This window comes from Flavobacterium sp. (genome assembly GCF_029945805.1).
Lineage (GTDB): Bacteria > Bacteroidota > Bacteroidia > Flavobacteriales > Flavobacteriaceae > Flavobacterium.
On sequence record NZ_JAQSDH010000044.1, the window covers coordinates 134,135 to 160,161 of the forward strand.

Sequence of the window (26,027 nt, forward strand, 5' to 3'; positions counted from 1 at the left end):
CAGTATACTAATTGCTCTTTTTTTCGTTAATTTGTATACAAACAAACACCCGAGGCACAGACAAACAGTATACAGTGCAACGGAATAAATTATAGCAATGCAATTCGACCCCAACGAACTAGAATACTCGGCGGTTTATAAACTCCTGACTGGTGCAATTATACCAAGACCTATAGCCTGGGTTTCAACTATCAGTGAAAACGGCATCAATAACCTTGCTCCTTTCTCTTACTTTAATGCGGTTGGTGATGATCCACCACATGTGATGTTTTCGACAGGTAGAGGCAACAATACCAATAAAGATACACTGAATAATATTTTGGCAAACAAACAATTTGTGGTTAATATGGTTACGGAAGAACTAACCGAACAAATGAATACCACAGCCCAATCGGTTCATGCTGATGTTGACGAATTTGAATTGGCTGGCGTTACTCCAATTCCATCCGAAAAGATAAAACCAATGCGTGTGAAGGAAAGTCCAATACATTTCGAATGCGAACTCGTTCATCATTATTTTTTAGAAAATCATAAGAATGGTGGAGCTTGTGTATTGATTGGTCGGATTGTAATGATGCACTTCAGCGACGAAGTTCTTCTGGAGAATCACAAAATAAATTTGGACCAATACAAACCCGTTTCAAGATTGGCAGGTTCTAATTATGCAAAAATCGGAGAGCTCTTCTCTGTAAAAAGAAATTAAATGAAAATAGCAGTTATAGGTGGTGGTCCAGGCGGATTGTACTTTTCAATACTAACAAAAAAAGCAATGCCCAATTGCCAAATTGATGTATATGAACGCAACAAACCGGATGACAGTTTCGGATTCGGAGTCGTGTTTTCAGATGAAACCTTGGGTGAATTTCTTTCTAGAGATTTAAAATCCTATGAGTTAATCAGAAGTAATTTTGCCTATTGGGACGATATCATTATCGCCCGTGACGGACAAACAGTAAACATCGCCGGAAACGGATTCTGCGGCTGCTCTCGAAAAAAATTGTTAGAATTATTGCAGCAACGTTGTGCCGAAGAAGGTGTAAATCTTCATTTCGAACAAAATGTAGACGACTTAAATCAGTTTAAGGATGCTGATATTATTGTGGCCTGTGACGGAATTGGAAGCGCTATCAGAACACAATTCGCAACCGATTTTGGTACAAAAGTTTCACTAAAAAAGAATCGTTTTGTCTGGTTAGGCTCAACCAAACCTTTAGATGCTTTTACCTATTTCTTTAGAACAACGCCGCATGGAGTTATCGTGGCCCATTCCTACCAGTACGAAGAAGGCATGAGCACCTGGATTTTTGAATGTAGTGATGAAACTTGGATAAAACAGGGTTTTGAAGTTACCAATGAACACGATACAATCACTAAAATAGCTGAAATATTCAAAGACGAATTGGACGGTCACGGATTAATTTCCAACAAATCGCATTGGCGTCAATTTCCGCACGTTACTAATGAAAAATGGTTTCATAACAACATCGTTCTTTTAGGCGATGCCAAAGCTACAGCCCACTACTCTATAGGTTCGGGAACTAAATTAGCCATGGACTCAGCTATTGGTTTGTCCGATGCTATACTTGCAAATCCAAACAATGTTCTAGCGGCTTTTGAGCAATATGACAAAACACGGAGAAATACAGTCGAAATGATTCAGCATGCAGCACTAGTTTCGTTAGATTGGTTTGAAAATATGGATAGAAACAACCAGCATCCATTTTATCAGTTTGCTTTTGGATGCATGACGCGATCCAAAAAAGTAACTTTTGAAAACCTACGTCTGCGCGACAAATCCTTTACCGATAAAGTTTTAAGTGAATTCAATGTCAATAACACTAACAAAAATGAATTAGTGCCCGCTGCTTTTACTCCATTTTCTTTGCGCGAAATGACTTTGCTTAACCGAATTGTTATGGCTGCCATGGGACAATATTCGGCTGTAGATGGTTTGGTTAATGACTGGCATTTGGTGCATTATGGAAGTCGCGCCACTGGCGGCGTTGGATTGATTATTGCCGAAATGACAGCCGTTTCAGCAACGGGTCGTATCACTTTAGGTTGTGCCGGAATATACACTCAGGAACAAGTAGTTAAATGGAAATCGATTACAGAATTTATCCATCAAAATACCCAAACAAAAATTGGAATTCAATTAGGTCATTCGGGTCGAAAAGGCGCTGCTAAAAAACCTTGGGAAACGGAACCGATTCAAAATCCATGGGAATTGACTTCAGCATCTTCCATAGCGTTTAACGATAGTTTTGCTTCTCCAAGAGCTATGACTATAACTGATATGGATTTGGTTACAACTCAATTTATCCAAGCTACAAAAAATGCAGACGAAGCCGGATTTGACTTAATCGAATTACAAGCGCATCACGGATTCTTATTAGCTTCTTTCTTATCACCATTGACGAATATCAGAACAGACGAATTTGGCGGAAGCATAGAAAATCGATTAAAATTTCCAATACAAGTCTTCAACGAAATGCGCAAAGTATTTCCGAAAAATAAACCAATGTCGGTTCGAATTTCCGCTACTGATTGGGATGAAAACGGAATTTCAGAAGATGATGTTGTAACTATTGCAAAAGCTTTCAAAAACGCTGGAGCCGATATCATCAATGTTTCAACAGGAAATACTGTTGCCAATCAAAAACCACAAACGGGAAGAATGTGGCAAACTCCATTCTCTGATTTGGTTCGAAATACAGCTCATGTTCCAACAATCATAGCGGGTTACATCCAAGACATAGACCAAATCAATACTATCATACTAAACGGAAAAGCAGATTTGGTGGCACTTGGCAGACCATTATTAGCCGATGCTAATTTTGTTAGAAACGCTCAAGCGTATGAACAGTTTGAAGCAACTGATATTCCGAATCAATACAAAATGGGAAGTTCACATCTGTATCCGCTAAAGGCTTCTGAAAGAAAACAGACTGAAGGAATGAAAAAAGCCTTGAAACCGAAGAGCAACAAAAAGTAATATTAAAAAATAAAAAATTTAACATAAAACTTTGCGCCTTCGCGTCTTCGCGAGAAATAAAATAGTATGAAACATTACACCGACAATTTCGCTCACGATAATTTACCAAGTCTAGACTTGCAGCCAGATTACGTTTTCACGGATTTACCGCAGTTTCAACATCCAGAAATACTGAATTGTGTGGACAAATTATTGGACAATCACATCAAAGAAGGTTGCGGAACTAATCCGTGCATTCGAACTTTTGACGAAACTTGGACGTATCAAGATTTATATGAAAAATCAAATCAAATTGCGCATGTTTTAATTGATGATTTAGGATTGCAATCTGGAAATCGTGTACTAATTCGTTCTGCAAATAACCCGATGATGGTAGCGTGTTGGTTTGCTGTTTTAAAAGCTGGCGGAATCGTTGTTGCCACAATGCCATTACTTCGTTCAAAAGAATTAACAACAATAATTGATTGCGCCGAAATTTCACATGCCTTGTGCGACAAGACTTTGCATGACGAGATGAATTTGGTTAAATCCAATTTTCTGAAACGAACTTCTTTCTTTGATGAGCTGGAAAATCTGATGCAATCTAAACCAAAGACATTCGCTAATTATCACTCGAAATCAGACAGCATAGCCTTAATCGGATTCACCTCTGGAACAACAGGTTTGCCAAAAATGACTTCGCATTATCACAAAGATATTTTAAACATTTGCGAAGCGTTTCCAAGATATTCACTACAACCAACACCAAACGATATTTTTACAGGAAGTCCACCACTGGGTTTTACTTTTGGTCTTGGTGGATTGGTTTTGTTCCCAATGTATTTCGGTGCAGCTACTTTTTTAATTGAAAAACCAACACCCGAAATGCTGTTGCAAGCCATTCAAGAATATAAAATTACCATTTGTTTTACTGCACCAACAGCTTGGCGGGTGATCACTTCAAAATTAGATAATTTCAATATTTCCAGCTTGCGTAAATGTGTTTCGGCTGGAGAAACCTTACCATTAAAGGTTTGGCAAGATTGGTATGATGCCACTGGATTAAAAATTATCGACGGAATTGGCGCTACCGAAATGCTGCATATTTTCATATCATCCAATGAAGACAACATGAAACCTGGCGCGACAGGCGTTGCAATTACAGGCTATGAAGCTAAGATTATCGATACCAATGGAAATGAAATCGCAACCAATGAACCCGGAAGATTGGCGGTTCGCGGAATCACAGGATGCAAATATCTCAACCGAATTGACAAACAGAAAGAATACGTTGAAAATGGGTGGAATCTTACTGGAGATATTTTCCGTCAAGATGCAGATGGACATTTTTGGTTTGTGGCTCGGGGCGATGATATGATCATTTCTTCAGGATATAATATCGCAGCAATTGAAGTAGAAAGCGTACTTTTAACTCACGAAGATATTTTGGAATGTGCGGTAGTCGGTTTGCCCGATGAAGAACGTGGAATGCTGGTTTGCGCGCATATTGTTTTGAAAGAAAAACATAAAGCGACTGACAATATGAAGAATCATATTCAACACTGGTTCAAAGAAGTAGCGGCGCCCTATAAATATCCGAGAGTAATTTATTTTGCAGCAACATTACCAAAAACCGAAACTGGAAAAATACAGCGTTTTAAACTTAAATAAGAATTGAGAATAGAGCCTGTATTGCGAATAAAACTTATGAAAACTTTGCTGAAATCGTAGCGAACTTTACAGTTAATTAAAAAAAAATGAGAAAAGCATTCGTCCTAGTTGCCATAACTTCAATCGCCATCATTGGTTTATTGATGTATGTGAATATAAAATTCACCTTTTTATTATTGATTTTTATTCCGTTACTATTAATGGGATTCTACGATATGTTCCAATCTAAAAAAAGCATTCGCAGAAACTTTCCATTATTGGGAAGAATGCGATATTTACTAGAAGGTGTTGGTCCTGAAATGCGGCAGTATTTTGTAGAAACTGATTTGGAAGGAAAACCTTTTAACCGCTTGCAACGCAGTCTGGTCTATCAAAGAAGTAAAAAAGAAAATGACACCATGCCGTTCGGGACGCAATTAAATGTTTATGATGAAGGTTATGAATGGATAAACCACAGCATCAGAGCCATTTCATTTTCGAATGTAAACGACAATCCGCGTGTTAGAATTGGTTCTTCTCAATGCGAGCAACCTTATGATGCCAGTTTATTTAACATCAGCGCCATGAGTTTTGGCTCCTTGAGTAAAAATGCTATTATCGCGTTAAATGAAGGTGCTAAAATGGGCAAATTTTACCATAATACCGGTGAAGGTGGATTGTCGCCTTATCACTTACAAGGTGGCGATGTGGTTTGGAATATCGGAACTGGATATTTCAGTTGTCGAGATGAAGAGGGAAGATTTTCTTATCCAAAATTTGTAGAAAGAGCTACTTTAGATAACGTAAAAATGATTGAAATTAAGTTCTCGCAAGGAGCAAAACCAGGTCACGGCGGCATTTTACCAAAAGAGAAAGTAACCGATGAAATTGCAGCAATACGTTTAGTTTCCAAAGGTCACGACATTGTTTCACCACCAACGCATTCGGCCTTTTCAACGCCTCTAGAGTTAATGGATTTCATAACATTACTCCGAAAAGGTTCTGGCGGAAAACCAATCGGTATGAAAATCTGTATCGGGAACAAATCGGAATTCTTATCCATTTGTAAAGCGATGGTAGCAACCAAAACGTATTTAGATTTTATTACTGTTGATGGTGGCGAAGGTGGAACTGGAGCGGCACCACAAGAATATTCAGACCACGTTGGAATGCCATTACGCGAAGCTTTAGCTTTTGTTTACGATGCACTCAACGGTTTCGGAATCAAAGACCAGATCAAAATTATATGCAGCGGCAAAATAATTACCGGTTTCGATATTATTAAAAATCTTTCGATTGGTGCCGATTTATGCAATTCGGCTCGCGGAATGATGTTCGCTTTGGGTTGCATTCAAGCATTGGAATGTCACGCCAATACTTGTCCAACCGGCGTTGCCACGCAAGATCCAACACTGATGAAAGGATTGGTTCCTGAACAAAAAAGTATTCGTGTAGCCCGTTTCCAAAAAGAAACCGTAAAAAGTGCCATGGATTTGATGGCTTCGGCAGGCATATTGCATCCCGATGAGGTGGACCGAACCGTTGTAAGTACCAGAATTGACAGAACACATGTCAAAACGTTCTACGAAATTTACCCAAAACTAGAAAAAGGCTGTTTACTAAATGAAGGAACTGTTCCACTAGATTTTTTGTACTTTTGGAGGAAGGCAGCTGCAGAAAAATTTTAGCGTTTATTTCAGGAGCAATTTCCCGCTATTCGTTGCAATCTTTTTAGTGCTTTGTTACCTTGAGTGCATCCCGAATTCTCGGGAGAAAGGTATTTATTTAAAGCAATAAAAAGGATTTCCACTACTATCGGGGCTAAACTATCAGGTAACGAAAGTAATAATTTAAAATCGGTGATAATTTGTGCAATCTGTGTTTAAAAACATAATAAATGAACAACTACTTTACAAAACAAGAAAAAATTCGATTTAAGCATGTGGACTATGCCGGAATCGTTTTCTATCCAAGATTCTTAGAAATGCTAAACGATTTAGTTGAAGATTGGTTTGAAGAAGCTTTAGACCGCCCTTTTTCAAAAATCCACGAAACGAATGGAATTCCAACCGTAGATTTGAAAGTGCAATTCAAAAAAGCAGCGCGTTTAGGAGAAATCCTAACCAAAAAACTTTGGGTAATCCATCTTGGCGGATCTTCCGTAAATTGCGGATTCCGTTTTGAAGATGAACAAGGAAAAACGTGCTTGGAAGGCGAAGTAACCTTAGTAAACGTGGCAATCACCGAAGACAGAAATACTATCAAAGCCGAACCGTTTAATGACGATATGAAAGAAAAAATCACGAATTATAAATTATAAATTACGAATTAAAAAATCCGTATATATCAGTAAAATCCATTTTATCCGTGTGCTATAAATTATAAAACTATGACATTCCCAAAATTCAAAGCCGCAGCCATACAAACCTCACCCGTTTTTCTAAACGTAGAAAAAACGATTGATAAAGCTATTTCCTTTGTAAAAGAAGCAACATCAAACGGAGCCAATTTAGTAGCTTTTCCAGAAGTTTTCGTCGCAGGATATCCTTATTGGAACTGGATTATGACTCCAATTCAAGGAAGCAAATGGTACGAACAATTATACAAATCAGCTGTAAAAGTGGATGATGTTGAAATGCAACCTTTATTTCAGGCAGCTAAAGACCATAATTGTCATATCGTTATCGGAATCAACGAACGTGGCGCTAGTTATGGCGAAATTTACAACACCAATCTAATCATTGACAACAACGGAAAACTAATTGGAAAACACCGAAAACTAGTTCCAACATGGGCAGAAAAACTAACCTGGACAAGTGGCGACGGTTCATCTTTGAAAGTTTACAACACTGAAATTGGTCCAATCGGTACTTTAGCTTGTGGTGAAAATACGAATACTTTGGCGCGTTTTACTTTATTATCGCAAGGCGAATTGATTCATATTGCCAATTACATTTCACTACCCGTTGCGCCGCCCGATTATGATATGGCGGAAGCGATTAAGATTCGAGCAGCCGCACATTCATTTGAAGGAAAATTGTTTACGATAGTTTCGTGTTCAACAATCTCAAAAGAAATAATGGAGGCTTTGAAACCTGATGTTCCAAATGTGGAAGAATTGCTAACGCGAAAAAACTCTGCTTTCTCTGGAATCATTGGCCCAAATGGCGCAGTTGTCGGCCAACCTTTAATTGATGATGAAGGAATTGTTTACGCTGATATCGATTTGCAAAAATGCATTCAGCCCAAACAAATGCACGATATTTTGGGGCATTACAATAGATTTGATATTTTTGATTTGAGAGTGAATACAGCTCCAACAAGGAAAATTACATTCATAGATAATCACGAAGAGTTTAATAAACGATCTTAAACTCTGCGAATCTCATGGTGCTCTGCGAATCTTTGTGATATAACCATAACACAGAGTTCCGCACAGAAGCACAGAGCAACACAAAGAAAAATTAAAATCATGGAAGCAAAACATTCAGACGATGTTATAGGACGCGCAAGAGTTCAAGACACACCAGAACTCGAAGCGTATTATAAAGAATTAGAAACCTTAGGCGCTGGTGCATTATGGACCGTTGCCAACGATATTGAACCATGGGAACCGAGAAGTTCCTCTGTTCCAATGCTTTGGAAATATGAAAACCTTCGTGATTTAGTTTTAAAATCATCCGAATTGGTAACACCAGAACAAGCAGGACGAAGAGTTGTTTATTTGGTAAACGACAAACGAAAAGACGTTTCGGCAGCTGTGGGCTGGTTGTACACCGGAATTCAGGTTACGCGTCCGGGCGAAAGCACTTCGGCGCACCGACACAAGGCTTCGGCATTGCGTTTTATTATGGAAGGCGAAGGCGGTTACACTGTCGTGGATGGCAATAAGATTACGTTTGAAGTTAATGATTTTGTGATTACACCAAATTCCGCTTGGCATGAACACGGCGTTGATGCGAATGGTAAAACCTGTATTTGGCAAGATGGTTTGGACATTCCGTTAGTAAATGCTTTGGAAGCGAATGATTATGCGGTTTATGACGGAAAACAAGCTTTGGTAAACGAAGTCAATTTTTCTCCGATTACTTATGGTTGTGCCGGATTGATTCCAGCAGATAAAGTTTGGGACAAACCGTATTCTCCTCTATTCAAATATTCCTGGAAAACCGTTTATCCTGCTTTGACAGAAGCTTTAAAAGTAAACGAAGTAAATCCTATTGATGGCATTTTGATGCACTATTCCAATCCGTTAACGGGTGGACATGTAATGCAAACTATGGGCGCATCGATGCAATTGCTTCCGGCAGGATTCAAAGGCAAAGCACACAAACATACTGGTTCTTTTGTGCACCAATGCGCGAAAGGAAAAGGATATTCTATAATCAACGGTCAACGTTTTGACTGGAAGGAGCGTGATATTTTTTGTGTTCCGTCTTGGGCTTGGCATGAACATCACAATGCTTCGGATACAGAAGATGCGTGTTTGTTTTCATTCAATGATTTGCCCGTAATTGAAAAGCTAGGATTATATCAATCACGAGAATTAGAAGACAATGATGGACATCAAGTACCCTAGATAAAACCCAATCAATTATTAAAAAAAAACATCTTGTAAGCCTAAAATGAAAACTAAATTTTTATCCTATTTTATAGTATTAATTACCACGACTATCTTCTCGCAAGAGGTGAATTTTGATATTGGCACTATAAATGAGAAAAAATATTTTGAGGAAATTAACTTTGAATTAGTCTACGATAAAATAGTTTTACCCGTTGTGATTAACGGAAAAAAATATCAATTTTTATTAGATACTGGAGCACCTAACGTAATTTCAAAAAAGGTTTTTGATGACTTGAATTTAGAAAAAACAAAAACTTTAAATGTCAATGACGCTAACAATCTCAATCAAACCATGCAAGCTGTTCAAATTCCAAAATTAGAAATTGGAAGTTTACGCTTTGAAAATCAGGCAGCTTTGATTTATGATTTAGAAAACCACAACTTATTGGGTTGTTTTAAAATTGATGGATTTATCGGAAGTAATTTATTGCGGAATTCTGTTATTAAAATTAGTTTGTCTGAAAAAAAAATTACTTTATCAGATAACATTAAAAATATAAATCCAAAAGTAAAACCCTCAAAAATTAAATTATTTGGAAGCCAAAAGGCCCCTTTTATCGAGTTCGATTTTGTTGGAACAAACAAAGAAAAAGGCACTGACATGGTTTTGATTGATACCGGAATGGATGGCTATTATGAAATGTCAAATAGAGCCTTTACTATTTTTGAAGAACATAAAATTTTTGAAATTTTGGGCAAATCAGAAGGAATAAACAGTGTTGGACTTTTTGGCACTACAAAACCAACGTTACAACATTTATTCACTGTTGAAAAAGGGATATTAAATAATGCTACCATCAAAAATTTAGTCATCAATACTACTGATGATACTAATTCGAGAATTGGTATCGATTTTTTAAATTATTCCGATTTAATCCTTGACTTCAAAAACAAACAGGCGTATTTTGAAACAAATGGAGCTATTACGCTAGAAAATACTATTCCGAAATATGTACCAACCGTTTTAGACAATAAATTTATAATCGGATTAGTTTGGGATGAAAATTTGGCAAAAGAGATGCATTTTGGTGATGAAATAATAAGTATGGATGCCCAAAAAATAAGTGAACTAAATTTTTGTGACATTTTAAGTTTGAAAAGAGAAGGGCAAAAAAAACTTAGCTATACTCTAGAAATTAAAACCAAAGAAAACAAAATAAAAACCCTAAAAATTGAAAAACAATAGCGATGAAACTACTTACCTATAAAACATTAGAAAGCGACGAGCAACGCTTAGGATTTATCCACAATAATCAGGTTATTGATATGGAAGATTTTGGTGAAATATCCAATTTTCCGCTGCCAACCACCATGTTGGAATTAATTGATATGGGATTTGAATTGGTTGAAGAATTAACCGACATGATTGCCCAAACCGAACCGGTATTTTTTGATGAAATCGCTTATGCGATGGACGAAATAATCTTCCTTGCTCCTGTTCCGAAACCGCGAAAAAACATTATTGGTATTGGTTTGAATTACACCGAACACGTTGCTGAAAGTGCCCGTACCTTAGACACCACAGGAAAATTACCTCAAAAACCAATCATCTTTTCAAAACCGCCAACAACAGTAATAGCAACAAATACTGAAGTAATTAAAAACACCAAACTGACTTCACAATTGGATTGGGAAGTAGAATTGGCTGTTGTTATTGGCAAAAAAGGAAAATACGTTCCGAATGCTGATGCTATGGATTATGTTTTTGGTTATACCGTGATCAATGATATTTCGGCGCGGGATTGCCGTCGTGAAGGACAATGGATCGTTTCGAAAGGACAAGATACGTTTGCGCCAATGGGACCAATTTTGGTTACCAAAGACGAAATCGAAAATCCACATAATCTGAATTTATCACTAAAAGTTAACGGTGTTGAAAAACAAAATTCCAATACCCAATTCCTTTTGTTCAATATCAATGCTTTGATTGAAGATTTGAGTACCGTTTTCACGTTAGAACCTGGCGATATTATTGCGACCGGAACTCCGGCCGGAGTTGGTGCCGGACGAAATCCTCAAGAATGGTTATTAGATGGCGATGTTATGGAAGCTACCGTTGAAGGCATTGGAACCATTGTGAATACGATTAAGGAGATTTAAAATTAAAGAAATGTACGCGTTAGGGATTGCAGTGAAAATCCTTTTTTAGGATTGCCCTGTAGCGCAGCGGAAGGGAAATGTTAAAAGATTGCCCTGTAACGCAGCGGAAGGGAAATGTTAAAAGATTGCCCTGTAGCGCAGCGGAAGGGAAATTCTAATAAAAGATTGTAACGGAAAGCCCGACCCGAAGGGGAACGCCAAAAAAAATAAACTAAATTTAGCTACTTAAATGAAGTCAGCACAAGATAAAAAATACAGAATAGGTCAAATTGTACCTTCGTCAAACGTTACTATGGAAACAGAAATTCCAGCGATTTTTCGTTCTAGAGAAACTATTTTACCCGAAAGATTTACGTTCCATTCCAGCCGAATGCGGATGAAAAAGGTAACCAAAGAAGAACTTGAAGCTATGGATGCGATGAGTTTGAAATGTGCTCAGGAACTTTCGGATGCGCACGTTGATGTGATGGGTTATGCGTGTTTGGTGGCCATTATGAGTATGGGACGCGGGTATCATTGTGTTTCTGAGGTGAATTTGCATCAGGAAACGATTGCGAATGATTTTCCGACGCCAATCGTCACTTCGGCTGGCGCTTTGATCAATGGATTGCGAGTTTTGGGAGCGAAAAAAGTAGCCCTTATTACTCCGTATATGCGTCCGTTAACAGATATGGTTGTGGATTATATCGAACATCAAGGTTTTGAAGTTGTGGATAGCATTGCGTTGGAGATTCCGGATAACTTAGAAGTGGCCGCTCAGAACCCGATGAATTTATTGGAGATTTACAAGCGGTTGGATTTGACTGGAGTCGATGTTTTGGTGGCTTCTGCATGTGTACAAATGCCATCCTTAGAAGCTATCGATTTGATTCAGGCTGAAATCGGAATTCCGGTAACATCGGCAGCGGTTTGTACTACTTATGAAATGATGAAAAAATTGGGAATAGAAGCAAAGTCAGCTATTGGCGGCGAATTATTAAACGGAAAATACTAATATAGTATGGAATGGAAAATTAACGACGGGAAACTAGTAAAGAATTTTGAGTTTAAATCTCAAACTGAATTAGCGCAATTTTTATTGAAAGTGGCGCAGTATGCAGATGAAATCCACCATCATCCAGATTGTACCATTCACAAAGCTTTTCAGCTAGAAATAACTTTATACAGTCACGATAAGAATGCAATTACGGAATTAGACTATCAATTGGCTAATTTTATTCTAGCGAATTATCAAGTGTAAATAAAGTACAACGTTAAATGAATAATTGGTTTCAAAGTACTTAAATAGGATCAAGACATCTTATAATTATGTAATTTTAGTATTTAATTTGATAACTTGATTTGGATTAATTTTTAAATATTTGTAATTCAATAACTTTAAAAACCTAACATCATGAACGGATTATTCAAAACTCTTATTGCAGGATTTACGGCTAAAAAACTTGGCGGTGGTTGCATCTCAATGATTATTATTTTTATTATTGTTTATTACTTATTAGGCAAATTCTAAGCAAACTTATTTTCAAGCTGTATAATTTTACACTACTTTTGTCACACAATTTTGGGGTCGACTGGTTTTGACAGCAAGTCGAATTGAATTGTAAGCACGTCGAGCATTGTATTTTTTGCTCGTAAATCCAAATTTACAAAAACACAAACGGCGAAGGAAACTACGCTCTTGCTGCATAATCTGAATTATAGTAAGATTAGCCACGCTCCTACTAGGTAGGAAAGCAGGATTCACCTCGATAGCTTTGGTTTGTGGCGGTCGGTACAGGTGAATCGTAAAAATAAACCTAAGAACAGTGAAGCTTCGGGGCTGTTACGAAAAAATTAGAAGATAAGTATTGTGTGGCTGTTTCTGGCCTTTCATAATATCGAAAACTCAATCAGAAAATAAGCGTGTAGAAAGCTCTTTAGTTGCTTGTTTGGACGGGAGTTCGATTCTCCCCGACTCCACTTTTAACCCTGTAAATAGCTAATTTACAGGGTTTTATTTTTTTAGTTGACAATCTGGTTGACAGTAATTTTGTTAATATATTTATAATCGATGTTTCATAAGATATTTATCAGCCAACAAATTTAGTTCTGAAGTTGTTTTATTTCGACCTTCTAATATCCACTTATCAATATCCGATTTTACAAAATATAATTTTTTACCTTTTTTACAATACGGTATTTTATTCCGATGGACCAAACCATAAATTGTAGGAACAGTTAATCTGATATAATCTGCTACTTCTTCTGTATTAAAAATATCCAGTTTATTTGAAGGAGTTTCAATTCCTTTATTTTTTAAATCTTCTAAAGACTTTTCAATATTTTCTAATTTTTGAAGAATAATTTCAAATGGGTTTTCCATATATTATTGTCTATAATTAAATTTTTTGTACCCAAGCTCTAGACCTTGTCTCTTTATGCGTACTATCTTTGTAGTTAATACTTTTAGCAGTAATCATCAATCGAATCACCCCCAGACCATTCAAGGCCTTGTGCAAGACAATATTGTTTTTCTGCGCCTTCACGAGTAAAGAATACACCAAGGTTCATATGTACAAACATCTCATTCTCGTAAGTAATTTTTGCAAGTGCCCAAGGCTTAATCGCATTTTCTCTTTCTTTAGATTCAGATAGTATATAAAGCTCTTGCTGGTCTTCAGAGATTGCGATCTTTGATACCAATGAAGAATAAACATTATTAACGCAAAATAGCAAACCAATTTTTAGATTGTCAGCATAGGCTTTGATGGGATTAATAGCGTATTCTTGAGGACAACAAGGAAATTCTGAGGGTATGCGCCAATTTCGCTGAACTGCATTCAAATTCTTCGCCATTATCAAATCTGAAATTTCTGGAACTATTTCTGTTTGCTGGTTTTTTAGTATGGGTCGATTAAATATCCAACTGCCTAAAGTTCCTTCACACCTTAGACTATCACTCTTTGCCCAAGATAATAATCTTTGCAAACTAATTTGCGCTTCCTCTATGCTAACGGAGCACATCCAACTATAATTTGGTTCTGGAAACTCAGCTTTAAATTTTGAAGGGTTAGCAAGAAATGCTTCAACACTTCCACACGCTGCTATAATTCGTTTTGTTGTAATAGGATTAAGCAATATGTTTTCAAGTCTCGTAACCCATCTAAGATTCTCTGGTCTATTATTCTGTTTATTTGTGTCTATATGGTCAACAACATGCTCTTTGGTTGGTGGAATTCCATGGAATGCAGTTGCTACAATTCGATGCACTCGAACTGTTGCAATTTCATTATAGCCATTTTTTACATTAAGTTTGCCAAAAGTCCACTGATTATCTGTTGGGCGAGTTCTTCTGCCTGCAATCGAATGTCGGAGTACTTTTCCATCATCTCTTACAGAATAAATTTCTTCTTTGTATGTGCAGTTAACTTCTCTCATAAAAATGGTGCTCAATATGACTATGCACTATATTGCGAATAAATAAACTCTTCAAAAACACTGCCTAATCATCAAAATTATTTTACCTGTTGAAAATCATAAACAATATTTAAACTAATATTTCTTCTAACCTCATTTTCAATTCTTCTTTCAAATTTAAAAAACAATCCGATAACTTCATTTTATTCAAATCCTCAATACTAATTGCCTTATCTAAAATAGGAACTTGATGTGCTTTTATTGTAATTTTCTTTTCATCTGCTAATTCATCAACAATGGTAATAGTTTTCAATTCTGTAGTTGCTGTTTCTTTAACGGTATTAGGATAAAACAACTTTATGTCTGTAACTTCAAAACGGATTGCATAAGCTACCATTTGATATAAATCATTTTGAGAAATTCCTTTTTTACTATCAACGGTATCATTATAAACCAATTTGTATTTCGTGTCAACAATATATTTCTTTGTTCCAATTTCTAAGAATAAATCAGGTTTCATTTTAAAATGCTCTTCTATATCTAAATATTTTTGAATTTGACTTTTTGCTTTCACTACTTCAATTTCTTTATCTATAAAACCAAAGATAAAATCTTCAAAAACATATTCCATAGGTAAAAGGAATGCAAATAATTTCAAATCGTTTTTATAATTAAACGAAACGCTATTTTCTAAAAATAAAACACAATAATCCCTAACGGTTTCAAAGTCCGAAAGCATTGGATTGAATTCTATTTTTTTGCAATCTTCCGATGAAATATAAGTATCTGAAACTTCATCTAAAATAAATAATATATCGTTTAAATTTCGCTTATTTTGTTGGTCTTTAGAAGCTGATAATAGCATTCTTGACACATATTTGATACACTGATTGAAAGGATTGTCCATCTCAAAGGAATCGTAAATGCAGTTTACTTTATGATTACGACCTCTTGCTAAGTTTTGATTAATGTATTCGTTAAAATTCATTCTACCTTTTACAAAAGACAATTCATTTTCTACCTCAACATATTTTTGATACACAGAAGAGTTTAATAATTCCTTAGTGTATTTACTAAACAGATAAATTAAAATTTCAAAGAAGTCAGCTTGTTGTGCGTTTAATCCCGATAAGTAGTTGGGAAATTTCAACTTTCTACAATAACTCAACCACCACAAAACATGTGAATTGATGATTTTTATATCATTCTCATTAGGTTCAGTTCCATCATAAAATATTTTTGGCAATAAATTAATCGTTTGGTCTTCATAATGAATAACTCCAACAAACTTATTTGACTTCAGTTCTTTGTTTTTGTGCAGAAACTGAATAAAATGCTGTACTTCTTCGCGGTTTTCTTCTTCGTTGTAGTAGGATGACTTTTCTCTTTTATTCCAAATAGCATCGAGAAACACTTCGAGGTTATCGAAATGCTTTACCGGGAAAGCTGCTTTATTTTGGTATTCAAAGAGATTTATCATTTAAGAAATCAATTTTAATGGCCAACCATCAACTGTAAGTTGTGCCGATTGCAAAATGACTTTTACCTCTTTTTCATCATTCATAAAATACTCCAGTAAAAGCGGAATCACTTTATTATTAATGGTTTTCACTCTCGAATAATCATCACCCATAAAGTAGGCATGTCCAATAGTAAAATCGTGGTTTTTCCTGTCTAAAATGGCTTTGTTTATGGCGGATAAAATTTCTTTATCATTAACAGCATCTATAGTTACATCTGGATACATTGGTACAAACTCAAAACGTCTTCGCAATGCAATATCCAATAAGGCAATTGATTTGTCAGCTGTATTCATTGTGCCAATGATATACAAGTTAGAAGGCACAATAAACGAATCTCCTGAAGGCAATGTTACACGCATTGGTATTTTTCCATGTGACCGTTTATCTTCTTCTATTAGCGTAATTAACTCCCCAAAAACTCTTGAAATATTGGCTCTGTTGATTTCGTCAATGATGATAACATAGTTTTGTTTTATTATTTTGCTATTTTGATTGGCTTTCCCTTTTTCTAATAATAATTTTAATAATGGTTCGTAGTAAGATGATAAACCTTGAATTTCTCCTGTACTTTCCTCATTATACATTTTTGCAAGTGTAGTCAAACTTAATGTATGTCCTGTTCCGCCACTGTTCTTTCTAAAAGAGATATTCTTTTCTGAAATATCAGTAAAGAAATAACTCATTTTAATCATTTTGACTTCAATTTCATCAACTTCTCCTTCTATAAAAGATTTGATGTAGTTATTCAACACCTCTTTGAAAGATTGTTTTGCAATTTGATTATTTTCTGATGCTTTTAAATTAAGATAGGCTCTATCCGCAATACGTTTAAAAACGCCATCTTTTTTTTCAAAAGTTAATGCATTTCCGTTTTCTGTATCTGGTCGTAAACCTTGAATAAAGTCTTCGTAGCTATAGTTTTGATGGAACGTAATGAACTCAATTTGATTGTTTAAATTTGCATTAAACACTTGCAAGGCATCATCATAATTAATATTTTCATTTCCAGTAACTATTTTGGCAGCTTCTAAAACAGTATTATAGGTTTTCCCTGTTCCAGGCGGACCGTATAGTATTTGGTTGAGAGGAAACCTTGTAGAAATTCCGTTATTAATAATGTCTTTTGTTTCAGTAATGCTTTCTATTTCATCCTCTAAATGCGAAATATCACTATTTTCGAAACGCTTGATACGTGCATCAAATTTTTGTATCATCACTTCAAACTCTTCAACACTCAATCGATTGGCTTTAAAATCGGGATATTCCTTCTTTATTACACTAATTGATTCATCAACAATAGGAAAAATGATTTCCATATCTTTTTGAATATCTACGAACATTTCGTCAACATTCTGGTAACTATCTTTGATAGTTTTAGTTCTCAGAGTAAACATTTTATTTTCAGCAGTTGGTTGCCTTTGAAAACCAATTGGTTTTTCAAGTACATTCTGCAATTTTTGGACCAATTCTAATGCTGCTTTATTTTGATTATCATGTGGTTTTTTTGTCTGTGTAAATTCAAAAAAATAATGATAACCTGTTTTAGTATATTCAAACACCAAGCCCATACAGTCTCCAGAAGATCCTGGAAACGCTACAGGCAAATACCAAAAAGTAGTAGAGAAATAATTAGATTTTTCAGTTCCAATAAAATAATCGGTTTCAGCTCCTTTTGATCCTTTTTGGCGTAATGAAAAAGTAAATGTAAAATCATTTGCATTTTTAGATATTAACCAATTAAATACTTCCTCTTCGTAATCTTTATAATTTATCATTTGGTAACGCTTTTTTTTATTTTTATATGTACTAATTCAGAAGACTTCACAGAGCGGATTGTCTCTTGCTATTAATTATGTCATGGCTATTATTTGTTTCATCAAATTCCCAAATTTCAACATCCTCTGGAATTAAATGACCGTATGTCTTAATGTAATATAGTCCTAAAGTATTATTTCTCTTTTCACTCAAATGTTTTTCTATAATAAATATTTTTGTAAAACTGTTAGAAACCAAACTGAAGTAATACATTGCTTCATTCCAAACCGTCAATTTAGCACTCGGAACATGGTCGCCGGTTGTCCATTTGTGAGTCTTACATTCAATAATTGTTTCATCATCACCGATATCAAACTTGTGAGACTTTTTTATGTCTGAAATTCCAATTTCAATTTTTTTACCAAATGTAAGTGTCCGACCTAGTTGTTTTTCTACATAAATCTTTGAAGCATTCTCAAAATTTCTACCAGCAACCACATTACTACTACTTCCAATTCTTTGAAAATTTGTCATATATCTTTATGGTTATTTATTATATTGAAGACACGATTCATAAAATTTATTAATTTCATAATGAAACTCATAGTCTTTTAAATCAGAAATTATATCTTCATAAAAAGTAGGCTCAATATCTATTTTTTCTAGTACTGGACTAAATTTTTTATCAAACCATTCCTTTCTTTCCTTATAATCATCTTCTTTCACATATTGATCAACTCTCTTTTTAACAGTTTCAAAAATATGCTTCTTGTCTAAAAACTTTTCGAAACTCTTTTTTGCTTTATATTGATCTTTAGGGACAAGTAAAAAAAAGCCAATCGTCAAATCATTTAAAACTTCTAATTTCTCTGCTTTATCAATTGTTTCTGTAATACAAGCAATATATCTTGCTGCTTGATTATAAAATGATGCGTTTGTAACATCTTTTGAAAATTCAGAATTAATCTTTGCCTCGAAAACATTTAATTTGTTTCCCTTTAAATGAACAGAACCTTTGCTTTTATCGTTTCCAATACTAAAATCTCCTATTACGCCATCAGCATGAGTATGACTTTCAGCAAATTGCTTTTTGCCAGGTTTAGCTAAAAATGGACTAAATAATAAACCCTCACTAAAAAACTTACTTTCATGATCTACAAATAGAGGATGCCCTCGCAATTCTACTTTATTTGCAGCATGATCAGTAACAGATAATACTACTAATTTCAGTAGCCATCCTTCATTATAAAATTCTGTTGGATGTGTGTAATCTTTCCAATATTTAAAAAATTCAAATAATTTATTTATGTCGTAGTCATATTTCATTGCATTTATTTTATACAAACTAGTTATTTTTAAAATTCTTAATAATACATGTCTTCTTTTGTAAAATCATAACATCAAATTATTTTTGTGGACTAGTCTGTATTACTTAATAAGTTTTAATTGCCTAGCGATATCTTGGGAATATTTTGCCATTGGTCTTTTATGAATTTCTGACGCGCTTGCATAATTTCCAACAATAAGTCTTTCTAAAATTGATTTGTCTGGGAATAAGAGTTTGAAATTATCCACTAAACTTTTGTTATAAGCTAAACTATAAACTTTAGCTTTATGGACTAATTCCTCAGCTATATCAATTTGTGTATCATATATTCCTTGAATTGCAAACATCTTTTTGTAATAATTCAAAAAATCAAAATCACCATCAACACTTTCAAAATGCACTTTCAAGTTTTTAAAATTTAAGGTAATCCAGTAATTTAGTATTGAATTGTTATCAAGCCAAAATTTAAATATTTCTAATTTACTGTTATCGTCTGTATAGAGTTCAAAATCTAATGGACTATTACTTTTTGCTTTATTGCAATTTCCGCAAACAGGGTAAAGATTGTAAAACGATGTACAAAGAAATGGATACTTTGATTTTGGATAATAATGATCTAATTCAAATTTTGACATTCTCTTAGGCCTTAGTTTCTTTTCCTTTTTATCATAATATGTAAAGTCAACAACCACGCATAACTGAGAGTTGCAATAAACACAAGACTTTATACCGGAAGCTTCAATGTAATGATGAAACTCAGAAGATCTTAAATCCTCATATCTCATTGCTTTTACAATTTGCTCCCAAAATTTTTCTTTACTTTTATTTATTTTTTGATCCAATATAACACCACCACCAATCTTATCAAATAGTTTGATTAAGTCTTTCGTTTTAGTGGAATCTGCTTTAATAATATCCTCGTATTTAGTAATAATTGTATCAATATATTCGCGGTGTTTTTTGTGTTTTATTTTTCCTAACTTATTGTACAAATTTTTAAGTCCATCTAATGGTTTAACGAAATTAGCATTTCGCCCGCTAAACAAATTGGTATAGTATAGAGCAACTTTTTTTTCTAAATCAATATCAACTAATATCCTTCTCATTTTTCGATATTTTTTAACTTTCTGTTTAATTCATCTATCTGAGCATAAATTACTTCTCTAATTTTAGAAGGAGATTTTTTTTCAAATAGTTCTAAAAGTCTTTCTTTAATGAGTGGCTCTCCAACAATTAAAATAAGTTTTAAAGCAGAGTCCTCAGACCAATTTTCATTTGGCTTTATATTCTTTTCAGTTTCTGGGTCTTCAGTATTAAAGTTTAAATATTTAATTAGGTCTTGTATTTTGTTTTTGGCAAAATCTCCCATAAAGCCATCTTGTAAAAAGAAATTATCCGCTAGCAATTCATGGATATTAGCTCCAAAGGTGTTATCAGCAGTAGAGTTTAGCTTGTTTTTAATCGATAAGGCAATAACGTCTTCTTTTTGTAAATCACTTACTAAGAAAGGCGAGTGAGAAGAAATAATTAAATGTTTTTCGCCCTCATATCTTATTTCTAAAAAAGAAAGTAATTTACTTAAATATTCTTTTTGCCATTGAGGATGAAAACCTGTAGAAGGCTCGTCAATTAGGAAATATATTTTTTTTGACTCTTTAATTTTAGGATGACTATACATTAAGTTAATGCCATGATGCAATCTTGAAAATAAGTTTAAATACGCTTTTTCACCCGTACTCATACCTTGCCAATCAAATACAAAGAGAGGAAGTTTTGAATTATAAGGTAGTAGATTTAATATTTGATTTTCAAGAGTCATTAACATCTTTGCAGCATCTAAAGGACAAGTAAAACTTCTGTTATCCTCAGCATATTCGAAATTTGTTTCGAAAATTGCCTCGACCTTATCTAAAATAAATAAAAGTTTCAAATTTTCACCTTCCTCGATAATAATAAGATTTCTTAAAAATAATCTTAACGTTTCATAGACACTATCACCTAATTCAAAATTGTTAGTGATTTTAACCCTGAAATTTGAAGTATCAATTTCTGCTTCTCCTCTATATTCTACGTTATAAAATAAAATTTCAAATAACCTTTTGTAAAACCAAAGTTTAGCTAATTCTTCATCAGTTCCGCTTTTTTTTCTTCTAAGTCTGTAATTTAAATCATTGCTATATTTTAGAAATTGTTCATCTATGTTTTTATATAACTCGACATCCTCAAAGTCAATATACCTGGGCTCGGAGTCAAATTTCTTTACAAACTGATTAAACTCGATACTGATTTTTTCCCGATTGAATGATTTATAAAATTGAATATTCTCATTTTGCTTTGATTCTGCAAATTGCATAAAAGCAATTTGTCTTTTAATTTCACTTTTTCTGAAATTTATTACTTGAGAAACATTTTGATTATTCTCTTCTTTATCGCTATTTTCTTGGTAAAGAATGAAATCGGAGCTAACATTTATATAATCTGGAGAATCAAAATTTGGTTCTTCCCAATCAATGTGAGGAGAGTAAAAAATGGAACTTGATAAACCGATATTTTTTTCTATAATCAAGTTGTCAAAAGAAATTGGCTCAAATATAAACGGAGAGAAGTTCATCGGATCAAACTCCCTTTCAAATTCATCAGGTAAAGTTTTATATTCTTGTCCATAAGTTATTGCAAGGCCATCTTTAGTATTTACAATAGCCATCCATTCCCAACTATCAAAATATTGATAAGGATGATTTTTCTCAAAATCCTCAAGTTTTGCAATCAAGTATTGTAGAAATTTTAAAAAAGTAGTTTTCCCGACACCATTGCTTCCTATCAATCCTGTTACGAATGTGTTTTCACCATATAAATGTTGATTATAATTTTCGTTTTCCGAATATTTTATTTTTCCTGATTTTTCATCAAAGCTGAAATAATGCCTGCCACCAAAATTGAGATCTTTATTGGCAAATGCCAAATTATAATTGGTTTTAGTGTCAAATATCTTCAAATATAGCAATTCCATAACTACTTCTTTTTATAATTTTCTCTTCCTCATCATCTCCAACCCTAACCTGACCATTCATTAACATTGGTTACAACCAATCGCGAAAAGACAAAAGTTGGTGTTGAAATATTATGAAAACAGTATGTTTTTTTATTCCTTTAAAACTTTATAACTCCAAGAATAATGACTGTAAATAAATTCTTTACCTCCTTCTCTTGATGTAATTTTTGCTTTAATACTAAATTTCGTTCCTACAGGAAAATCAGTAATCAAAACTTTAGAACATTCAACAAGCATGTGCTCTTCAAATGGAAATTGATTTGGTAAAGGTCTAATGTGAATTAAACCATGCTTACCAGATGAATTATTAATTATAAAACTCTCAACTATAATTTCTTTATACTCTTGATTTTTCATTTCTTATTTTATTTACCGTAACTTTCTCTTTCCTCCGCAACCATACCCAATTCCTCAACCTCACCAACTCTAACCTGACCATTCATCAACATTGGCAATTAGAAATCGCTTTTCAATTTCTTCTTACTTAAATCTTGCACCCAATCACTAATTTCGTAATGAAACCATTCACAAAAAGTAGTAAAATCAATAGTTTGAGGCCAATCATTTTCATCCGTCCACATGCCTTCTAGTTGTTCTTCAAAGATTTCTATAAAGTATTTTTTGATGTGTTTGTCGGGATTGTCAAAATCGGGATTGGTTAAATAGGTGTTCGATACTTGAAACTTATCCATGGTCAAAGGCGATTCTGGAGTTAACGCATTAATCCAATCTACAAATGGTTGTTTGGGTCGTACTGTTATGGCACTTCTATTATACACTTGCATAGTATTATTTTTTATAGTGAGCATTAGGCTCTGCAGCCATTCTTAAAATGTCGTCTTCTTGTTTATATTCTGTATTATTACCAACCCTAACCTGCCCATTCATCAACATAGGCAATAACCAATCACGTAACGACGAAAGTTTTAGATTTTCTATCTTGTTTATTCTTTGCTTTGTAAAAATTGGATTTGCAATTTCGTGAAATTTATCTATGAGATTCCCATTAGGAATCAAGCATTTTGAATCTGTTAAGTCATCTTTTGTAATTCCAACAATAATACTTCCTGTTGCTTGTCTTTTAAACCTTTCAATCTCTTGAATTAGACAGTAAAACAAATATTCAGATAATCTTTTTTCATTTGGTCTAACTGCTGCAACACCTCGTCCTAAACAAAATTCCTTTTCTGCATAAGTTAAGTTTCCAATTGTTGCTCTGATACATAAAACCATATCATCTTTTTTACAAAGTCTTGTAGGTTCAGTTGTATAAGTTCTACCAAGTAAAGAACTATTTTCATAATCCGCAGGTCCATTTAATAAAGGGGTTCCAATTCCTTCTTTATTATAAGATTCACCCTTTGGAGATTGACCCATAATATTTTTTGCAATTCTTTTTAACTCTTTCACTTCCCACCCTTCAGGAATTTCTCTTTTCAACTCTTCATTCCAAACCATTTTACCACCACTGGTTTTGTAAGGTTTACCATCTGCATCTGGAAAATCAAACTGCACAAACCAATAATCATAAAGCGTTTTTGCCATTGCTTCTAACTCGTTGTTGATTTTGTTGTTGAGCTCGATTTTGGCATCTAAATCAGAAAGAACTTTGGCGATTTTTTGTTGAATATGTAATGATGGTAAATTTACTTTCACACCATAATATGCTCCAAAAGTCATACTAGGAACTCCAGTTCCAGAATTTAAATAACTTAAATCTAATTGTTTTAAATAATGATATAAGTATAGTGGGTTGGCTTTTTCTTTATTTACGATTGAATAGTAAATTGTATCAACTGTCCAAAAAGGTTCATTTACAAATTGAATATTACTTAAAGTTCCTTTTCTTGGTAATAGAATGCTTTCTTCATTATAAATTGACTGATTTCCATAACGCATAATACCTCCACTTCCATAAATAGGAATTTCTCCATCTGGTAAATGTTTATGATCTCGACCATTTTTAATTTGAAGTAATTCTTCTAAAAAGTATTCTTTCATATTTTAATACTTTTCAAATTATTCTGAATTTCCAATTCCAACGTTTTACTTTCAGCAAAAAGAACATCTAAATTAGAAGTAAAACTTTTCATTTTAGCATCAAATTCCGCAGCAGAAATATCTGTATATTCAATTTTTACTTCAAAATATTGTCCTGCACTCAAGCTGTAGTTTTTGGCTTTAATCTCATCATAGCTTACTACTACCGAGAAATCATCTATAGCTGTTTTGGTATTAAACGTGTCAATAATTTTGTCTTCTTCATCGTGGCTTAACACCGTTTTTTGGTTCTTGCCGTCTTTTACGGTAGTTCCTAAATTTGAAGCATCAATCAAAACCACATCGCCTTTGTTTTGCTTGTCTAAAAACAAAATAGAAACGTTGGTTCCAGTCGTAGCAAAAATATTACTCGGCATACTTACGACACCTGCTAACATTTTGCTTTCTACCATACGTTCTCTAATTTTTCTATCAATGCCACTTTGTGCGGTTATAAAACCTGTTGGTACAACGATTGCTGCTTTTCCGTTGGGTTTTAGCGTGTACATAATGTGTTGCAAAAACAGCAAGTAAATCGCCATGCTTTCTTTTTTGGCTTTCGGAATATTAGGAATTCCTGCAAAAAAGCGGTCATGGTTTTCTTTACTGTCTAAATCGGCACTAAAATCGGAGAAATCCAATTTAAATGGTGGATTGGAAACGATATAATCAAACTGTTGCAAACGTCCGTTATTGTCTTTGTGATACGGTTCGAGTATGGTATTTCCTTTTACAATATTGGGAATCGAATGCACCAAATCGTTCAAAATCAAATTCAATCGCAACAAGTTAGACGATTTTTGCGAAATGTCTTGTGAATACACCGTACATTTATCTTCACCAATTTGGTGTGCCAAGTTCATCAACAAAGTTCCCGAGCCAGCCGAAGGATCGTAACAGGTTACATTGGTCACGTTTTCGTGCACCAAGCAACGCGCCATAATTTTGGCAACCGCATGAGGTGTGAAATATTCGGCATATTTTCCGCCACTATTGGTGTTGTAATCTTTGATTAAATATTCGAAAATCGTAGCATAAAAATCAAACTTTTCGTGAAAGATATTTTCAAAACTAAAGTTGATTAATTTGTTGATGATGGCTTTGCAAAACTCATCGCGTTTGTCGGTTACATACTTACTGATGTTTTCAAACAACACAATCTTTTCGCCACCTTCGGTCAATACCGAAAAGATGTCGCTGTTTTCTTTGGCAATGTCTAAAAGCGTGTTATCAAAAATATCAGCAAACTTAGGTTCGTTTTGACGTTCAAATAAACTAGAGATGAATTGGTTGGTTTGTAATCGTGCCGTGCTTTCGCTTAGTTGCATTAACAACATTTCGTAATCGTCGGCACTGTATTTAGAAAGAGTTTCTTCCCAATTTTTAGAGTTAGCGATTTTTGAATCTATTTGTTTTACTTCATGAACAAATTTGTCGTTCAGGAATTTGTATAGAAATACTTGGGTGATAATCTTGAATTCGTTTCCGTCATTTCCCAAACCGTAATTGGCACAAACGCTTTTTAGGTCGTCGATTAAGGTTTTGGTTTGCTTTTCAAATTGTAATGTAGTGGTCATTCGACTATA

Annotated in this window: 23 protein-coding genes and 1 other RNA gene; 12 read left to right on the top strand and 12 right to left on the bottom strand. The window is 34.2% G+C overall.

Annotated features, from left to right (window positions below):
* Window positions 1-97 precede the first annotated feature (97 nt).
* From PSU83_RS12270 to ssrA, 12 genes are all read left to right on the top strand, one after another.
* Window positions 98-703 carry a flavin reductase family protein gene (locus PSU83_RS12270; protein ID WP_300589781.1) on the top strand — a complete coding sequence of 202 codons (606 nt, stop codon included), beginning with the start codon at window positions 98-100 and terminating at the stop codon, window positions 701-703.
* A complete protein-coding gene (locus PSU83_RS12275; RefSeq protein WP_300589782.1) occupies window positions 704-2,995 on the top strand; it encodes an FAD-dependent monooxygenase in 2,292 nt (763 codons plus the stop codon). It begins immediately after the preceding gene.
* Between the two features lie 66 nt (window positions 2,996-3,061).
* Window positions 3,062-4,645, top strand: coding sequence for an AMP-binding protein (locus PSU83_RS12280; protein WP_300589783.1), 1,584 nt, complete (start codon window positions 3,062-3,064; stop codon window positions 4,643-4,645).
* A gap of 86 nt (window positions 4,646-4,731) precedes the next feature.
* Complete coding sequence (locus PSU83_RS12285) at window positions 4,732-6,312, top strand: FMN-binding glutamate synthase family protein (RefSeq protein ID WP_300589784.1); 1,581 nt, start codon at window positions 4,732-4,734, stop codon at window positions 6,310-6,312.
* Between the two features lie 209 nt (window positions 6,313-6,521).
* On the top strand, window positions 6,522-6,944 hold the full coding sequence (locus PSU83_RS12290) for a thioesterase family protein (RefSeq protein WP_300589786.1): 423 nt from the start codon (window positions 6,522-6,524) through the stop codon (window positions 6,942-6,944).
* Between the two features lie 69 nt (window positions 6,945-7,013).
* Window positions 7,014-7,997: a carbon-nitrogen hydrolase family protein gene (locus tag PSU83_RS12295; RefSeq protein ID WP_300589788.1), complete on the top strand. Its 984-nt coding sequence runs from the start codon at window positions 7,014-7,016 to the stop codon at window positions 7,995-7,997.
* A 99-nt stretch (window positions 7,998-8,096) separates the two neighbouring features.
* The gene (locus PSU83_RS12300; protein ID WP_300589789.1) at window positions 8,097-9,203 is read left to right on the top strand and encodes a cupin domain-containing protein; all 1,107 of its coding nucleotides are present in this window, start codon (window positions 8,097-8,099) and stop codon (window positions 9,201-9,203) included.
* Window positions 9,204-9,249: 46 nt separating this feature from the next.
* Window positions 9,250-10,434 carry a retropepsin-like aspartic protease gene (locus PSU83_RS12305; RefSeq protein ID WP_300589790.1) on the top strand — a complete coding sequence of 395 codons (1,185 nt, stop codon included), beginning with the start codon at window positions 9,250-9,252 and terminating at the stop codon, window positions 10,432-10,434.
* A gap of 2 nt (window positions 10,435-10,436) precedes the next feature.
* On the top strand, window positions 10,437-11,348 hold the full coding sequence (locus tag PSU83_RS12310; RefSeq protein WP_300589791.1) for a fumarylacetoacetate hydrolase family protein: 912 nt from the start codon (window positions 10,437-10,439) through the stop codon (window positions 11,346-11,348).
* Window positions 11,349-11,577: 229 nt separating this feature from the next.
* A complete protein-coding gene (locus tag PSU83_RS12315) occupies window positions 11,578-12,342 on the top strand; it encodes an Asp/Glu racemase (protein ID WP_300589792.1) in 765 nt (254 codons plus the stop codon).
* A gap of 6 nt (window positions 12,343-12,348) precedes the next feature.
* Window positions 12,349-12,588 carry a 4a-hydroxytetrahydrobiopterin dehydratase gene (locus PSU83_RS12320; protein ID WP_300589793.1) on the top strand — a complete coding sequence of 80 codons (240 nt, stop codon included), beginning with the start codon at window positions 12,349-12,351 and terminating at the stop codon, window positions 12,586-12,588.
* Window positions 12,589-12,911: 323 nt separating this feature from the next.
* Window positions 12,912-13,310: a transfer-messenger RNA gene (gene ssrA / locus PSU83_RS12325) on the top strand.
* A gap of 79 nt (window positions 13,311-13,389) precedes the next feature.
* Here ssrA and PSU83_RS12330 read toward each other — a convergent pair.
* From PSU83_RS12330 to PSU83_RS12385, 12 genes are all read right to left on the bottom strand, one after another.
* Window positions 13,390-13,710, bottom strand: a complete 321-nt coding sequence (locus PSU83_RS12330; RefSeq protein ID WP_300589794.1) for a helix-turn-helix domain-containing protein — start codon at window positions 13,708-13,710, stop codon at window positions 13,390-13,392.
* A gap of 83 nt (window positions 13,711-13,793) precedes the next feature.
* Entirely contained in the window at window positions 13,794-14,765 is a 972-nt protein-coding gene (locus PSU83_RS12335) for an HNH endonuclease signature motif containing protein (RefSeq protein ID WP_300589796.1), read from the bottom strand.
* A gap of 109 nt (window positions 14,766-14,874) precedes the next feature.
* Window positions 14,875-16,224, bottom strand: a complete 1,350-nt coding sequence (locus PSU83_RS12340) for a hypothetical protein (RefSeq protein WP_300589797.1) — start codon at window positions 16,222-16,224, stop codon at window positions 14,875-14,877.
* Entirely contained in the window at window positions 16,225-18,042 is a 1,818-nt protein-coding gene (locus tag PSU83_RS12345; protein ID WP_300589799.1) for an AAA family ATPase, read from the bottom strand.
* 46 nt (window positions 18,043-18,088) lie between these two features.
* Entirely contained in the window at window positions 18,089-18,556 is a 468-nt protein-coding gene (locus tag PSU83_RS12350; protein WP_300589800.1) for a hypothetical protein, read from the bottom strand.
* 12 nt (window positions 18,557-18,568) lie between these two features.
* Window positions 18,569-19,348 (bottom strand): hypothetical protein, encoded by a 780-nt coding sequence (locus PSU83_RS12355; protein ID WP_300589801.1) that lies wholly within the window; start codon window positions 19,346-19,348, stop codon window positions 18,569-18,571.
* A 102-nt stretch (window positions 19,349-19,450) separates the two neighbouring features.
* Window positions 19,451-20,455, bottom strand: coding sequence for a hypothetical protein (locus tag PSU83_RS12360; RefSeq protein ID WP_300589803.1), 1,005 nt, complete (start codon window positions 20,453-20,455; stop codon window positions 19,451-19,453).
* Window positions 20,452-22,359, bottom strand: coding sequence for an AAA family ATPase (locus PSU83_RS12365; RefSeq protein ID WP_300589804.1), 1,908 nt, complete (start codon window positions 22,357-22,359; stop codon window positions 20,452-20,454). The genes PSU83_RS12360 and PSU83_RS12365 overlap by 4 nt, the downstream gene beginning before the upstream one ends.
* 132 nt (window positions 22,360-22,491) lie before the next feature.
* The gene (locus PSU83_RS12370; protein ID WP_300589805.1) at window positions 22,492-22,758 is read right to left on the bottom strand and encodes a hypothetical protein; all 267 of its coding nucleotides are present in this window, start codon (window positions 22,756-22,758) and stop codon (window positions 22,492-22,494) included.
* Window positions 22,759-22,856: 98 nt separating this feature from the next.
* Entirely contained in the window at window positions 22,857-23,186 is a 330-nt protein-coding gene (locus PSU83_RS12375) for a hypothetical protein (protein ID WP_300589806.1), read from the bottom strand.
* 4 nt (window positions 23,187-23,190) lie between these two features.
* The gene (locus PSU83_RS12380; RefSeq protein ID WP_300589808.1) at window positions 23,191-24,402 is read right to left on the bottom strand and encodes a restriction endonuclease subunit S; all 1,212 of its coding nucleotides are present in this window, start codon (window positions 24,400-24,402) and stop codon (window positions 23,191-23,193) included.
* Window positions 24,399-26,018 (bottom strand): class I SAM-dependent DNA methyltransferase, encoded by a 1,620-nt coding sequence (locus PSU83_RS12385; protein ID WP_300589809.1) that lies wholly within the window; start codon window positions 26,016-26,018, stop codon window positions 24,399-24,401. The genes PSU83_RS12380 and PSU83_RS12385 overlap by 4 nt, the downstream gene beginning before the upstream one ends.
* Window positions 26,019-26,027: the final 9 nt, after the last annotated feature.